Below are 15,322 nucleotides of genomic sequence, written 5' to 3'. Positions count from 1 at the left end.
TTTTTTAGATTCTGCCAATTCTTTTTTATTATTATGTAGCTCTATTGCTTTCTCTATAAGTTGTTTTAGCTGTTCATAATGCAGTCCTAATAACCGTTGTGATTCTTCAGGATTGTTATGAATGTACTCAACTATGTTGCTCATAATCTCAGGGTAGATGCACGATTTTATCCTGTTATACCATAATTTAGTTTTTTTTCGGAGATGTCTAGTAGCTATTCGCATAATTTGATTTCTGTCGTCATTTCCACTACAACCAACTAATAAACCACAAATTAAACTAATCAGCACACATAAACGACCAAAATCAAATTTTACCATTTTTGTCCTCTAGACTATAATTCACACCTTATATTATGTCCACCCAATCACCAATTACCCATTACCAGCGTCAACAGATAATCAGTGTTCAAACGGACATGATATCAAACACCTTGATCTATTCCCCATCCCCTAATTTTTCTGATTTAGCTGCAACTAATTTGACATTAAATACCTCGCTAAAACACTGACTGACTACAGCAGACACTTCGTGACAAGTAATATCGGGAAGCCATGCAGCCAAACTACGGACTGGTTTATCAATAATTCCACAGGGGACAATGTGCTGAAATCCTGTCATGTCTGGACAAACGTTCAAGGAAAACCCGTGCATAGTAATCCATTTACTAACTTTAATACCTATAGCAGCAACTTTGTATCCTTCCAACCAAACACCAGTAAAACCAGCAATACGTTCCCCAGGCAGATCATAATGTAATAAAACGCGAATTAATACCTCCTCTAATTGTCGTAAGTACCAATGCAAATCTTGACGATAACGGCGTAGATTTAAAATTGGATAAGCGACCAATTGTCCCGGACAATGATAGGTAACCTCACCACCTCTTTCAATGCGATGCACATCATAGTTACACTTGTCAAGATTAAATTTAAGAAATTCTAGATTTGCTCCTGTCCCCAAAGTATAAACAGGGGGATGTTCCAGCAAAATCAGTACATCATCTAATTCTGGGTTGTGAATGCGCTCAGTAACTAGCGATCGCTGCCACTGATGAGCCGTTATGTATGGTAATAAACCAGGATTATATAGTAAACAACGGTACGGTGGAAATTGAGTATTATCAATCATCAGGGAACAGGAGAAATAAAAAGATTAACTGCCTCACTGGACATCTATAGCACTCACTTGACAAAAATATCCAGAACAAATGTCAAGGTATGCAAAGGATTTTAAAGTAACGTCAAGGAAAAATACTTTACAACCAATAAAGTGCTAGTTTGAATATATAACCTCAATGGTGTTGGGAGGAATTTGCCAGAAGTATCAAGCCTAGACAAGAGAAACCAATAACGCTGACTGATGATGTTCCCAGAATTAATTTGCATCAATCAGGATCGAACCTCCCAAATTGGTCACATTTTCTCTACAATGGGGAACAAGACCAAGAGACGAGGACGGAAGTACGTACTCCTGTGTTTTACAGTTGCACAGAAGGGGGCGGTTAAAAAACCATATTTTAAATTGCCTAATTCCATAGTTGTGGTTGAACAGCCCATTGCTTAACAACCAGTTGGGAGTCGTCGTAGAGGATAAAAACTAAAATTAAGACGATGAATAGCGCGAACTTGAAAATGCGACAAACCTGGGAAACACCAAAGAGCAGTGTTTTAAGAAAAGGTTACTTGTATCGGTAGCAGTGATAGACCTTAACGCAATCTCTATTCCTACCCAAAAACATCACATATAATATTGAGCGGGAGAGTTTACATGAAACTTGTCATCCACGGTAAAAACATTGAAATCACCGATGCCATCCGAGAATATGTGCATCAAAAAATTGAAAAGGCGGTTAATCACTTTCAGAACATCACCAATGAAGTGGATGTCCATTTAAGCGTGGCTCGCAATCCCCGCATTAGTACAAAACAAGCGGCGGAAGTAACTATTTATGCTAATGGTAGTATTATCCGGGCGGAAGAAAGCAGCGAAAGCTTATATGCAAGTATTGACCTAGTTGCAGACAAAATTGCCCGGCAATTGCGGAAATATAAAGAAAAAAGACAGGATCATAAAACCCAACCTATATCAACTAACGAAGCAGTAGCGCCAGAAACCGTTGCAGCGGATTTAATAGGCGACCGCAGCGCGGAATTACCCCAAGAGGTAGTTCGCACCAAATACTTCTCCATGCCTCCGATGACAGTGGCAGAAGCCCAAGAACAATTGCAAATGGTGGGACATGACTTTTATATGTTCCATAATGCAGAAACAGGCGAGATTAATGTTATTTATGAACGTAACCACGGCGGTTATGGGGTAATTCAACCTCGCAATAACGGTCATTCTAACGGCAGAAATGGCAAATCAGCTAACGCCAATATTGGTGTCACAGAAAAGTCGCACTCTAAATAGAGTCTGATGAGGTTATTCATGGCTAGAGATGTTTCGTGAAACGTCTCTACAGTGTCTTATCTTAATCGTCTCCTCAGAGGTAGTTATTGTCGGGTATAAGCTGTGCTGCATTTAATTTGTATAATTCTAGCGGGCAAGATGCCCGCACCACAACATCTAGCTAGATGAGGATGATCAAATTTGGATGCGTAACAGCTTATTACTTAACTGCTAACTGTTGTAGAGTTTTTAATGCTTCTTCAACGTGACCTTTAAAATTCAACATGGAATCAAATACATATTGAACGATGCCATTTTTGTCAATCACATAAGTGACTCGACCAGGAATGAGACCGAAAGCCGTGGTTGCACCATATTGTTTTCTTACTTTGTCACCTTGATCACTTAGAAGTGTAAAAGGTAAATTGTATTTATTGGCAAAGTTTTGATGCGAATTGCTAGAGTCACCACTCACACCAATAACTTCAGCACCAGCGGCTTGAAACACCTCATATTGATCTCGAAAAGCACATGATTCTATAGTACATCCTGGTGTATCATCCTTGGGATAAAAATAGAGGACAACAGATTTTTGACCACGAAAATCTGCCAAACTGACATTTTTGCCATTTTGGGCAGGTAGGTTAAAATTCGGGGCGGTATCTCCAACTTTGATAGCCATATAAAAAATTTAAAATTCAAACATTACTTAATAAAAGTTTACCCTGTAAATTAGATTATCCACTCCCCTTGATCAAGTGCATCAGGAGGAGTAAAGTTAAATTCTCAAATCAGATATTCTGTCTATGCGTCTGAGTTCACTTGATGTCTTTCGTGGTATTACCATTGCAGCAATGATTCTTGCTAATATGGCAGGAGTCGCAGGTCATGTTTATCCTTCCCTGAGTCATGCCCAATGGCACGGTTGTACACCCACTGATTTAATATTTCCTTTCTTTTTATTTATCGTTGGTGTAGCAATGACCTTTTCTCTGTCAAAATATACAGCAGAGAACAAACCTAACAAAGCAGTTTATTTACACATTCTCCGTCGCGCTGCTATTTTATTTATTTTAGGTTTACTATTAAATGGTTTTTGGAATCAAGGTATTTGGACATTTGATTTAAGTAGTATCCGCTTTATGGGAGTATTGCAACGAATTGCTTTAACTTACCTATTTGCATCTTTGATAGTTTTAAAATTACCTCACAAAAGTCAATGGTTAGTAGCAGGAGGATTACTAATTGCTTATTGGTTGATAATGATGTATATTCCTGTTCCTAATTATGGTGCAGGAATGCTAACCAGAGAAGGTAATTTTGGCGCATTTATTGATAGATTAATTATTCCCAAAGCACATTTATATAAAGGTGATGGGTTTAATTTTATGGGAGATCCTGAAGGAATTTTTAGCACTATTCCAGCCATAGTTAGCGTTTTAGCCGGGTATTTTACTGGACAATGGATCAAAGATAAAAAACAGGCTACTTCACAAACTAGCATGGATTTAGTATTATTTGGTTTGTGTTGTTTAGTAATTGCAATTATTTGGGATGTGGTATTTCCTATTAATAAGAAAATTTGGACAAGTTCCTATGTTTTATATACCACTGGTTGGGCATTAATGTTATTAGCGGCTTGTTATGAAATGATAGAAGTGAGGTTAATAAAACGCTGGAGTAAACCTTTTGAAATTATGGGACTAAATGCGATCGCTCTTTTTGTGGCTTCAGTAATTTTAATTAAAATCACAGTGAAAACCCAAATTGGTACAGGTGAAAATGCCATTAGTATCTATAATTGGATTTATCAAAATATTTTTGCATCTTGGGCGGGAAATTTCAACGGTTCATTTTTATTTGCACTTGTTACCGCGTTATTTTGGTATAGTATTGCTGTTTTGATGTATCAGAAACGCTGGTTTATTAAAGTGTAAATAAAACTCTTGTGGGACAGGCATCTTGCCTGTCCAATATTTTGTGAGAATTTGAAAAACCTATCTATCGTTTTGGACGTTTTACACCACCAGGACGTTTTACCCCAAAACCATACATATAAATCGTAGGCATATTAACACGCTTATCAGAACGTCTGTCAATAATTCCCAGTTGTAGCAAATATTGCATAATTTCCTCCGGGTTTAAAGTGGGTGGTTGTTTTCCAGATTCTTCACTCCATGTTGTATTTTTAAGTTTATCGAGGAAAATTTCTTCTGCAACAGGAACTTTCAAACCATTTAAGCTATTTTTCAGAGGTTCTAACCAAGGATATTCATCTACTAACTCTCCAATTCTATATTTAGAAATATCCACAAGTGCGCTTTGTAAATCAGCAGGAGTTAAGAGAGTATCTCCAGTTAAATTTTGCAGATCAGATTCATCTATTCTTCTCTGTGCTGGTAATGAAAATAGCTGTAAAAATGCGCGGGGATAAATTCGACCTCCCGCATCTTTAAGATTATTAGGAATCCAAAGATGTGTATATCCCTTTCTAGGATTATCACCCATAAACCTATTAATTATTCTGCCAATCGTAAATTCATGAGAAACTTCATTAGCAGTGATAATTATTCCTAAAGGTGTGTTAGTTTCTTTGAGAAAATTTGGTGATGTTGGTGATATACGATGCAAATATTCAGCCATTTCTTGACCAGAATTTGCCAACCTTTTAAATAGTAGTTGATATAACCATGAATCTTTCCATTCCAAATTAATTTGATAAGCTTTTAACTTAGAAGCATCAGGAAAACTTAAAAAATCTTCTCTAAAAAGGTCAGTACGCAAAAAAATCTTAGGTCTAATTCTTTCCCAACGCCGCCATCTATCTAACCAAAAAGCTAAAAGTTCACGTATAGGAGTAGCTAATTGATGATATGAAGAGCCTAATTTATCTAATTCATCATAGGTGATAAATAACCATTGATCTGATTCAATTAATTTTTGATCTAACAAATCTAAAGCAGAATTAATTTTGTCTATGTTGTCACACACCAGAGGAAACCAAGCAGATAATAGAGGTAATTTATTGATTAATAACTCACGAATTTCTAAAGGTATTTCATCAACCCAATCACTTTTTAATATTACTTGTTCTTGGCTTAAAATTCTTCCTAACATTAAACCAATCCAAAATATACGCCAATCCAAATTACTAGCATTGTGCATTTTTGATTCTATACTTTCTGGTGTAGGAAAGGTTTTCTCCTGCTGTTGAGTACGTCCAAAACCAGCAATCCATGTTGTTTTGTCTAAATCATCTAACGCTCTAATTTTTAAATTTTCTACGAGTATTTTTCGTCCTGAAGGAATGGCTAATAAACGAAATAATTCTGTTTTACCTACACCCTTTCCTCCTAATATTAAAAGTGTATCTTTCTCTAAAACTTGGCGATAGTTAGGAATAGGCAGAAAGTTTTTGAGAAAAACAGTATCATTATTACTTTCATTTTCTGCTGTTGCGTTTCGTGGTGCTATACCAGCCATTAATTCTAACAATTTTTGTTTATCAAAATTACTCATATTATTTCCTCTTCTGTTTTGTTAAATATCTTGCTAAATCTTATACAAAGCCTTTTAGCAATTTCTTGATAATCTTCATTAGTCATCAAAGATACAAGTTGTGTCAACCGATCAGATTCTTCTTGACTTTCATCACGCATAAATAAACTAATATCCCCTTGTAATTCATCTTTCAAAGGCAGTATTATAGGTGAAAAAGGTTCATTAATATCATCAGGGTTGGGTACATCTTCACCTTCATAATAGTAGTTTTCTTGAAACGCTGTATATGCCTGTTCTTTAAATTCTCTTAATTCCTCATTTCTTCGCCTTTCTAAACTAGCAAGAGCCATAGCATGAACTAATATTACAGGGAATTTTTCCCTTTCTTCAAATAATGGTCGAGATAAACGACGAATAACATAAGTTAAACCAGCCCAACTTTGCCGAGATTGTCTACCAAATATAACTGCGGCGTGAGATAAATCAGTTAATGCTAATCCCCCAATATCATGAAATCCTGCTCTAGAATCTAAGAGAATGAAATCAAGAGGTTTAACAGCACTTTCTAATTCTTTAAGCATTCCTTTAAAAGTTTCAGGAAGTTGATGATCTACTAAATTTGGAAAATCTATCCTTGCTAATTTTTCTAAGTAATTATTATCTACATTTCCCGCAGTAAATAAATATATTTGTTCTCCATTTCCGAGTAATCGTGGATGATTAATTCGTAAAATATCATTTCTTAAAGACCAATTGCTGTTTTGAATTTTTTTCTCTAATAAATAATCAATAACACCGAAATTTTCTACTTTATCTTTAAAAAATATCGTAGATAAACCGGGAGCTTCTAAATCTAAATCTACTATAGCTACTCGGTGTCCATTACGAGCTAAAGTGAGTGCAGTGGCGACTAATGCTGTAGTTCTACCCACACCTCCTTTAAATGAGAAAAAAGTAACAACTGCTGGTTTATGTCCCTGATCAACAAATTGTATTTTCCAAGGAGGATTACCTGAATTTTGATTAGTCCATGTCTGTTTAGCAATATGACGTTCTAGTACATATAAACGAAGAGATATAGCCTCATCATTCCATTCAGCTTCAACTCTATTATTTGGATTTGTAATTTCTGCAATTAAAGCTTTATAACCATCTTTATCACCTTGTGGCAACCAAATATCTTTACCATAGTAAGAACCAAGTTTTTGATCTAGATATTGATCTAATTTATCTATATCTGTTTGTCGAGGTGGAAAATCTGTTTTTGGTTCAAGAAAAAGCCGAATTTTACCATAAATATCACGAATGATGGTTACAGATTCCAGATTAGGTATTAAATTTAATACTTCTGGTTCTTTAAAGCATTCTTCTACTTTTGCAAAAGTATCACCAAAACTAATCATAATTCTTTAAAGTTCCTTACTGCTAAGTCTACCATCTAAAACCAGTTTAGGTATAATTTCCTGATAAATTTCTTCTGCTCTGTTAACTGCTTTCTCCGCTTGATCATTATTCCAAATTCCTGATTTATAATAGCGTCTTTCTGGATGATATTGATCTAATACAGTTCCCATTGTTCGAGAAGCTGGAAGTTGCATAAGTACAGGATAAATCAAGCGTAACCTATCCATTGCTTTTCCTTGAATTTCTGCTAAATCATGACCATACTTTTTAACTGCTGTTTTACCTTCAGGAATATATACTTCTACTAATACCTTAAATGAGCATTCAACGACATAACCCGCAAGATATACAGCATTATCCCATCGTTGCTGATCTAACAAGATTTTTGCATCATGTAAATGTCTTGCTGCTGCTTGTGGAAAAGACTCTGATAACAAAATTACTCCTTAATAATTGCTTTCAAAAAAATATACGAATCCCAAATATGAGTCCGCACAGGCGGACTTTTAATCAACAAAATCAACCCACCAATTAAACCCCAACCTCCTGGGCTTCCAAGGCATTAATTTCATCTAAAATCCGCCAAATTTCCTGCATCATGGGATCTAAACCAGTGCGAGTTACAGCGGAAATTATGAAAACCGGCGCTAAAGCTAGATGATTTAATTGCATAGCTAACGCCTCTAAATCAACCGTTTCCCTATCAACAGCATCTATTTTATTCAAAGCTAAAATTTGCGGACGTTTAGCTAAACCTCTACCATAGGCTTTAAGTTCTTCTTGAATGGTATGATAATCAGCAATGACATCTTCACTTGTCGCGTCAATTAAGTGTAATAAAACCCTTGTCCGTTCAATGTGACGTAGGAAATCATGACCTAAACCCGCACCATGGGAAGCACCAGCAATTAAACCAGGAATATCGGCGAAAACTGTACCATCACCTGTGGGTTTTTTGACCACACCCAAATTAGGAATTAAGGTAGTAAATGGATAATCAGCTATTTTGGGACGCGCAGCCGATAAAGAAGAAATTAATGTAGATTTACCAGCATTTGGTAAACCAATAATTCCCACTTCTGCTAACAATTTCAACTCTAAACGTAATACCTTTTTTTCACCTTCTAAACCAGGAAGTGCATATTCGGGAACGCGGTTACGGTTACTCAAAAAATGTTGATTTCCCAGTCCACCTTTTCCACCTTCCGCAACACGAAAAACTTGTCCAGGTTCAATAATATCGCATAGTAAAACACTCGTGACCGCATCATAAACAGCAGTACCACAGGGAACTTCGATAATTAAATCTTTCCCCCCTGCACCAGTGCAATTATTTGGACCACCGCGTTCTCCGTCCTCGGCCTTAAACAGATGTTTATATCGAAAATCTAGTAAGGTTTGGAGGTTAGTATCAGCCACAAAAATTACTGAACCACCTTTTCCTCCATTTCCCCCAGAAGGACCCCCTGCGGGTACATATTTCTCTCTTCGGAAAGCGACAATACCATCACCTCCTTTACCTGCTTCTACTTCAATTACTGATTGGTCTATAAATTGCATAATTAGTCAGTTGTCAGTTGTCATTTTCTTTTTCAAAAATTACCAATATATTTTTCGGTAATTCGGTAATATACCATTTTCTAGTCCACTGAGGTACAAAATTATCTGCCTTTATCTGCGGTGAACTTCTCTATTTTTGTACCTATGAGGATGGGAAATGCTATCAACTTTAAATATAAGGTGTAATATCCTCACCACAGTCATCTGCTAAGTATGAAAGAGCGCGAAAGCGTAAACCTACCATTTGTTCATAAAGGGGGTTAATTTTACAAAGTGGAGGAATATGAACTATTTTCCGGCCAAATAAAGTTACATCTCTTTCAAAGGGACATTGGGAAGGAATCATTTTACACAAAAATCTCGCCACTCTGGGATCTTGAATATCCAACCCGTCTAACCATTGACGCAAAGGATTTAAAACATCAGGGTGTGGGGGTTGAAGTCCAGCCGGTGGGGAATCTTGGGTTTGTGTGCTATCCTCTAGGGTATGACGTAAAGCTGTGAGTAAATTTTCTTGCAGTTCTAATTTTTGACATAATTGCTGAAGTAGATCATCTTCACTAGGAGAGTATATACCATCAGCGATCGCTACCATTACCGCCGTCCGCAAAAAATTTTCCGCTATGGGTGTACCTTTACCCAATATAGCCGCTAATTCATCAACTCCAATTATTTCTAGGCTATCCCATTCCACCGCAGGGGCTAATTCATTTTTGGTGAGATTAGTAATTAATTCCTGTTCTTGAGCATCAAAATTACCATCTGCCCAAGCAATTGTCAGTAATCCCCGCAACCAAGCAATAATTTGTTCACTACTGTCAGGAGTTTCAGCAACACTGATCATCATAATTCACGCCTCAAATTTTTCTTAGTCAATATTCAGCTATCTTGAAATAGTCAAGAATTACTCAAATCCTTGACCTCTCAAAGAAGTCAGGGATTTAAAGTTCTAGTCCTGCTTTCATATTATTCGCAACGGCATAAATTATGGGTATAATTGGTTATATTTATAATAAATCAGGTGTAAAGTATGTTTTCTTTTGGTATTGAACATGAAGTGGCTTTTCTTAATCATCAAGGAAAATTCGCTGATTTCCATAATACAAAATTCGCAGATTTTCAGCAAATTATTGATAGATTACCTATTTATTCTGGTGACTACCCACAATTAAGAGTTGGTGATGCTGGAATTAAGAAAAAGCGTTGGTATATTGAAGGATTTGAAAGATTTAGCGAGTCTGAAGAAGTAATTGACTGTTTAGCCAAAGGGATCGAAATTAGAACAACTATTCATTCTACTATTCAAGGCGCGATTGATGAATTAACCGCCAGTTTTAGTTTACTTCGTGAAGTGGCTGCTAATTTTGGTTTTTCGCCAGTTTTAGCCAGTTTTAACCCCTATACTTGCGTATTTCAACCAGAACCTCCATTAAATGATTTTGAAATTAGACAATTACAAGCTTATCCAGATGAACAAACTGCTCATATTTACATGGTTTCCTATGGACCAGATTTGAATATTTCCTGGCAAAATTTATCTACTGACAAGCTAATTGATATTGGGAAAAAGTTGACGTATTACAGTCCTTATATCATTCCTTTTAGTTATAGTTCTCCTTTTTATAATGGTGGTTTGTGGTCAGGTTTATCAGTGAGGACATTTATCAGAACGGGAAAAAGATCAGCAGCATTAGTTTTTGTGGAAAAGTCAGAGGATTTAATCAAAAGTGTTCCCTCATTAACAAAAATTGCCCGCATTCCTTCGGAAGTAGGACGGATAGAATTTAAAGCCTGTGATAGTTGTGATGATTTGACGATTTATGCAGGTTTATTAGCTTTATTAAAAGGTTTAGTATTAGATGAAACTTTACCAGGTAGAGCTATTATACCTGATACTAACTTACATCAAATTTCGGCAAAATATGGCTTTGAAAATGAAGACATTTTCTTTAATTCTAGCAAACTTTTACAAACTGCGGAAATTGCCCTTAAAGATGATTCTGATGTTGAATTTTTAGCACCACTAAAAGTCATTTTATCAGAGCAAAAAACAAAATCCCATGAATTAATTAAGTTATTTCAAAATTTAGGTTCAATTGAATTAACTCTCAAGGAAACCTATCACAAATTATCACAAAAATAAAAACTGCTGTAATTAGCAACACCACATTTTTAATTCTTCTCTAGATTCTTCTCTAGATTCTTCTCTAGGGTGCTAGGGGGAATTTTTTCAATGGGAATTAATGTTTCCATGACAGTTTTAGCAATGGGCGCTGCTACAGTAGAACCATAGGCATTTTCTCCCTTGGGTTCGTCTACAATTGCAAAAACCACATAACGGGGAGATTCCACTGGTAAAATGGCCACAAAACTGGTAATTCGCGCACCTTTAATATATCCACCATTAGGACTAGCTTTTTGGGCTGTTCCCGTTTTTCCACCAATACGATATCCTGAAATTCTCGCTGCTTTACCAGAACCTTCATTAATTACTGTTTCCATCATTTCTACAACATCATGAGTAATTGTGGGCGAAAAAACTTGTCTTGGTTCTGGGAGAGTAACTGAATAGTGTATCTGTTCTTTACTGTCAATTAGTCCTCGAACTACATGAGGTGTAACTAATTTACCGCCATTAGCTAATGCTCCATGCAGTTGTACCAATTGCAATGGAGTTAGAGAAAAACCTTGTCCAAAAGATGTAGTCGCTAGTTCAATAGCTGAAGAGATAAATTCTTCTTGACTTTTTAATTGACCGCTGACTTCAAAAGGTAAATCTGTTTTAAATTTTTGTCCTAATCCTAAACGTTCTAACCAATTGTAGTATATGGATGGTTTTAATCGTTGCATCATTCTGACCATGCCAATATTACTAGAAGTTTGTAAAATTTGAGGAATAGTCAATTGACGATAACCAGTTTTTTCGGCATTCTTGATAGTATGTGTACCAACTTGGATAAAACCCGGATCTGCAAATACATCATTTAATTTAATGATACCATTTTCCAGAGCGATCGCCACATTTATAGGTTTAAATGTTGATCCTGGTTCATAAAGATCAGCTATAGTCCAGTTTTTAAATAAGGAAATATCAGACTTAGCATACTTATTGGGATTATAAGTGGGCTGAGAAACCAAAGCCAGCAAAGAACCATCAAGTGCATCCATAACAATTACTGCACCCCGTTTGGCTTTAAACTTAGTCATCTGTTCTTTTAAGGCCGTACGTGCCGCCCGTTGTAGACGGCTATCAATAGTTAATTGCAGTTTCAAATCATCAAAATGCAGTAGCCCCTGAGTCGCGTAATCTGGCATTAATGACCCATCACCCGTCTTACTCATTCGTACCGTTTGTCCAGGGCGTTCTAGCAACTTCTCCTGACTGTATTCTACACCAGCTTGGCCACGACGATCAAGATTAACATATCCTACCACATCCGCCGCCAAATCATCTTGGGGGTAAAATCGGGAGTATTTTTGAATAAACTCAAACCCATTTAAACGTAATGATATCAACTTATCAGAAATTTCTTCTGATACACCAGAAGCTAATAAAATACCACTACTTTTACTTTGGAATATTTTAACTAGTTCGTCCTTATTTTTACCAATAATCAGACTTATTTTTTCAGCAATTTTCTCCAGAGAATAATCAAATAATTTCGGATGGGCATATATATTATATACGGGGCGGTCAATAGCTAAGACATTATTACCTCTATCTACCACTGGACGACGAGGAATGTACAGCCGTAAATTGACCATTTGCTGATTTCGCGCCCTCTGAGTCAATTTTTTTCCCTGAACAATTTGTAGCTGATATAACTTGAATACCAATCCCACCATAGCAATCATTAACACACCCCATACAGCTAACAGTCGTAATTTGGTGTTGGGGCTGTTTTCTGGTATTTTCGGAGCAATATTTCCTGGTGGGGGTTGTTTAGAGAACTTTCGTTCCCGTCTGAATACTAGGCTACGTAAATTTCCGAATTTTTTTTGACTTGATAGCTTCCGCATTGCCATAAATTATGTTTGATAATTAACAATAGACAATTACAGCAGATTTTATATCAATAAAGCCAGACACCAAGGCAGTTTTACTCCTGAATTTTGCTGTATATTAATTATTTTAATATCCCAGTGGAGATGGACGTTCTGGTTGTGTTTCTGGTTGGGAACTTGATGATGACGACCGAGAATAATTACTTAATTTAGGTGGTAAAAAAATTATCTTCTCAGAGCTTGGTGATACCAGTTGTGTGTCAGGTTTTTCTGCCTCTTGTGCCATCTTGCTCGTCAGTGTTGCATTAGCAGTATTTAACTGTCGTTCATGGCGTTGTAGATTTTTTAATTTGCGGTAAGACTGACTCCAAAGCTCTTGGGAATATACTGTCCAACCATAAACTATTAATGTGGCTACCACCAGTACAAATGCTAAAACTGACGAATAGCGATTGACTTTATAGAGACGTACCAACCATATAGGTATTGTTCCAGTATCACTAATGTCATGTAAACTTATACTTGATTGCTCTTGGGTATGAGCAATGGATTTTTGATATCGTTCGGGGATTACTGTATTATTTCTGTCAAATATGGGAAATTTGATCCAAGTATTCTTAGTCCGGGAGGATTTGGGAATTGTCCCTTCCCTCGCAAGTTGGGAGGAAGTTTGTCTTTTTTTATCTAGACTCCGAGAGCGTCTTCTATTTAACAAAGAAGAGTTGCGCCAGAACCAAGTATTTTTTGCCAAAACTGCTGATTTACGTTCAAGAACCATAATTTTTCTGATGGTAAATACTGTATTATCAGTGATGATGATATCTTGCCTAAAGTTACATTTTTAGATCAAGTTGGAGCTATTCTAACCTTGAGGAAGGCAAAAATGACGATTAATTCGTATTACATATAACCTACAAAAGTATTACAAAAGAGAATGAGTCAAAATATGTCATAAAAAGACCGTTAAAAAAAATCAATAAATAAGGTATCTTATTCAACAGGCGAAATATTTTATGCCCACAATTGGTGAAAGAGGAGTTATGAAGACAAAAGTTTTTGGTTTGGCTCTCATGTTAAGTCTGGCTACTATGCTTGGAGCTTGTGAAGGTGGTGGTGGTGGATCAACCGCTACTCCTAGCTCTCCAGCAGCAACAACAGGTGGTGAACCAGCAGATACTGGTGCTACCCCTACAACGACAACATCTCCTGCTGCGACAACATCCCCCGCAGCGACAACATCTCCTGCTGCAACAACATCTCCTACTGCGACTCCCAAAAAACCTTAGTATAGGATTTTGAGTCTTAACTCCTGGGCTGGATTTAATTCTTGCCCAGTGTCAGTTCTTCTTGTTGGTTTTACAGTAATCAAAATAATGTCCATGTATGTTGCTACTGCAATTCAGTACATCCCATTATTGTCGCAAAGCTCGGTTAGCCTTGGGTTATAAGGGAATTAGTTATCAAACTGAAGATCTCACCCCTGGACTACATATCTTGAAGGTAAAGTCGTTAACTGGGTTAACGACACTACCTGTTCTATTACCCCAAATTATAGGACAACCTCAAGCGATCGCTGACTCTACGGAAATTTGCAAATTTTTAGAAAGTTATCAATCTGACCCTCCTCTATTCTTACCCGATTTAGCAAAGCAAAGTCAAGCTGCGATGTTAGAAGATTGGTTAGATGAAAGCATAGGTACAGCTACTAGGTTTGTATATTATCAATTTCGCGCTGGTGAGGGTAAATCAGTTGACCCATCACTATTTAGCCAAATGGTGATTAAAATAGTTAGACAACAATACGGTATTAATGATACTACTGTTGCATTAGCTCAGAAAAGACTCGCCCATGCTTTGTCAGTATTATCTATGTATTGGCAAAATAGCGATTATTTAGTGGGTGGCCGTTTGAGTATAGCTGATATCGCCGCCGCAGCTTTGTTGAGTCCTTTAGCACTAATTCCTGATTATCGTCAGCAATATCCACAGATTTTTGCACGCATTATCAATATCCACCAATTATGCTGTGAACCATTACCACCGGGACTTTAGAAATTAAAGCAGGGGAAGTTTGATAGATGAAACCCATACTTCTTTTTATTCTCAGTGTGACTACTAGTATTTTAGTCGTTTTAGTGCCTCATGGTGGTCAAACAGTGATAGCATTACCACCACAAGAAGATATACCAGAGGAGATATTGCGGACAGAGATTATTTTAGCAGCGCGATCGCCTATTGATGGTAAAGTAGTTACGCCGGCCGAATATACCCAATTACAAGCACAAATGGAAATTAGTCCGCCACCAAGGTTAAATGCTACCATCCGCGATCAATTTTTTTTGTTACAAATACGGAAGGTATTATTACAAATTTTCCCATTTTTAAATATTTAGTGAAGAAAAGGGATAAATAATAAGTAATAGTTATGATCAACAGTCAATAATCAATGACTAATGA

General features: G+C 36.6%; 15 protein-coding genes. 6 read left to right on the top strand and 9 right to left on the bottom strand.

Annotated features, from left to right (window positions below; all coding sequences use genetic code 11):
• Positions 1 to 439 precede the first annotated feature (439 nt).
• Positions 440 to 1,132, bottom strand: coding sequence for a lipoyl(octanoyl) transferase LipB (lipB, locus tag ACIR131C_RS0112600; protein ID WP_028090489.1), 693 nt, complete (start codon positions 1,130 to 1,132; stop codon positions 440 to 442).
• A gap of 639 nt (positions 1,133 to 1,771) precedes the next feature.
• Between lipB and hpf the strand changes: the two genes are divergently transcribed.
• A complete protein-coding gene (gene hpf / locus ACIR131C_RS0112590) occupies positions 1,772 to 2,416 on the top strand; it encodes a ribosome hibernation-promoting factor, HPF/YfiA family (RefSeq protein WP_028090487.1) in 645 nt (214 codons plus the stop codon).
• A 199-nt stretch (positions 2,417 to 2,615) separates the two neighbouring features.
• Here the strand turns inward: hpf and ACIR131C_RS0112585 are convergent, their stop codons facing one another.
• Positions 2,616 to 3,077, bottom strand: a complete 462-nt coding sequence (locus ACIR131C_RS0112585; protein WP_028090486.1) for a peroxiredoxin — start codon at positions 3,075 to 3,077, stop codon at positions 2,616 to 2,618.
• Positions 3,078 to 3,201: 124 nt separating this feature from the next.
• On the opposite strand from ACIR131C_RS0112585, the gene ACIR131C_RS0112580 reads away from it, so the two are divergent.
• Positions 3,202 to 4,332 carry an acyltransferase family protein gene (locus ACIR131C_RS0112580; RefSeq protein WP_028090485.1) on the top strand — a complete coding sequence of 377 codons (1,131 nt, stop codon included), beginning with the start codon at positions 3,202 to 3,204 and terminating at the stop codon, positions 4,330 to 4,332.
• 64 nt (positions 4,333 to 4,396) lie between these two features.
• Here ACIR131C_RS0112580 and ACIR131C_RS0112575 read toward each other — a convergent pair whose 3' ends face one another.
• The 5 genes from ACIR131C_RS0112575 to ACIR131C_RS0112555 form a co-directional block, all read right to left on the bottom strand.
• Positions 4,397 to 5,914, bottom strand: a complete 1,518-nt coding sequence (locus ACIR131C_RS0112575) for a P-loop ATPase, Sll1717 family (RefSeq protein WP_028090484.1) — start codon at positions 5,912 to 5,914, stop codon at positions 4,397 to 4,399.
• Positions 5,911 to 7,299, bottom strand: coding sequence for a tyrosine-protein kinase family protein (locus ACIR131C_RS0112570; protein WP_028090483.1), 1,389 nt, complete (start codon positions 7,297 to 7,299; stop codon positions 5,911 to 5,913). Before ACIR131C_RS0112570 ends, ACIR131C_RS0112575 begins: the two co-directional genes overlap by 4 nt.
• A gap of 6 nt (positions 7,300 to 7,305) precedes the next feature.
• The gene (locus ACIR131C_RS0112565; RefSeq protein WP_035371964.1) at positions 7,306 to 7,737 is read right to left on the bottom strand and encodes a HEPN domain-containing protein; all 432 of its coding nucleotides are present in this window, start codon (positions 7,735 to 7,737) and stop codon (positions 7,306 to 7,308) included.
• Between the two features lie 94 nt (positions 7,738 to 7,831).
• The gene (obgE, locus tag ACIR131C_RS0112560; RefSeq protein ID WP_028090481.1) at positions 7,832 to 8,860 is read right to left on the bottom strand and encodes a GTPase ObgE; all 1,029 of its coding nucleotides are present in this window, start codon (positions 8,858 to 8,860) and stop codon (positions 7,832 to 7,834) included.
• A gap of 169 nt (positions 8,861 to 9,029) precedes the next feature.
• Positions 9,030 to 9,704 (bottom strand): Mo-dependent nitrogenase C-terminal domain-containing protein, encoded by a 675-nt coding sequence (locus ACIR131C_RS0112555; protein ID WP_028090480.1) that lies wholly within the window; start codon positions 9,702 to 9,704, stop codon positions 9,030 to 9,032.
• Between the two features lie 186 nt (positions 9,705 to 9,890).
• On the opposite strand from ACIR131C_RS0112555, the gene ACIR131C_RS0112550 reads away from it, so the two are divergent.
• Positions 9,891 to 11,003, top strand: coding sequence for a glutamate--cysteine ligase (locus ACIR131C_RS0112550; protein WP_028090479.1), 1,113 nt, complete (start codon positions 9,891 to 9,893; stop codon positions 11,001 to 11,003).
• Between the two features lie 29 nt (positions 11,004 to 11,032).
• Here ACIR131C_RS0112550 and ACIR131C_RS0112545 read toward each other — a convergent pair whose 3' ends face one another.
• Both ACIR131C_RS0112545 and ACIR131C_RS0112540 read right to left on the bottom strand, forming a co-directional pair.
• Positions 11,033 to 12,880: a peptidoglycan D,D-transpeptidase FtsI family protein gene (locus tag ACIR131C_RS0112545; protein WP_028090478.1), complete on the bottom strand. Its 1,848-nt coding sequence runs from the start codon at positions 12,878 to 12,880 to the stop codon at positions 11,033 to 11,035.
• A 112-nt stretch (positions 12,881 to 12,992) separates the two neighbouring features.
• A complete protein-coding gene (locus ACIR131C_RS0112540) occupies positions 12,993 to 13,643 on the bottom strand; it encodes a hypothetical protein (RefSeq protein ID WP_028090477.1) in 651 nt (216 codons plus the stop codon).
• A 235-nt stretch (positions 13,644 to 13,878) separates the two neighbouring features.
• Between ACIR131C_RS0112540 and ACIR131C_RS0112535 the strand changes: the two genes are divergently transcribed.
• The 3 genes from ACIR131C_RS0112535 to ACIR131C_RS0112525 all read left to right on the top strand — a co-directional run bounded on the left by ACIR131C_RS0112535 (position 13,879) and on the right by ACIR131C_RS0112525 (position 15,258).
• A complete protein-coding gene (locus tag ACIR131C_RS0112535) occupies positions 13,879 to 14,151 on the top strand; it encodes a hypothetical protein (RefSeq protein ID WP_417033478.1) in 273 nt (90 codons plus the stop codon).
• Between the two features lie 97 nt (positions 14,152 to 14,248).
• Positions 14,249 to 14,917 carry a glutathione S-transferase family protein gene (locus ACIR131C_RS0112530; RefSeq protein WP_028090475.1) on the top strand — a complete coding sequence of 223 codons (669 nt, stop codon included), beginning with the start codon at positions 14,249 to 14,251 and terminating at the stop codon, positions 14,915 to 14,917.
• A gap of 26 nt (positions 14,918 to 14,943) precedes the next feature.
• Entirely contained in the window at positions 14,944 to 15,258 is a 315-nt protein-coding gene (locus ACIR131C_RS0112525; RefSeq protein ID WP_028090474.1) for a hypothetical protein, read from the top strand.
• The last annotated feature ends 64 nt before the right edge of the window (positions 15,259 to 15,322 follow it).

It is taken from the genome of Dolichospermum circinale AWQC131C (assembly GCF_000426905.1).
Taxonomy (GTDB): Bacteria; Cyanobacteriota; Cyanobacteriia; order Cyanobacteriales; family Nostocaceae; genus Dolichospermum; species Dolichospermum circinale.
This window is presented reverse-complemented; position numbering and strand designations above follow the sequence as displayed.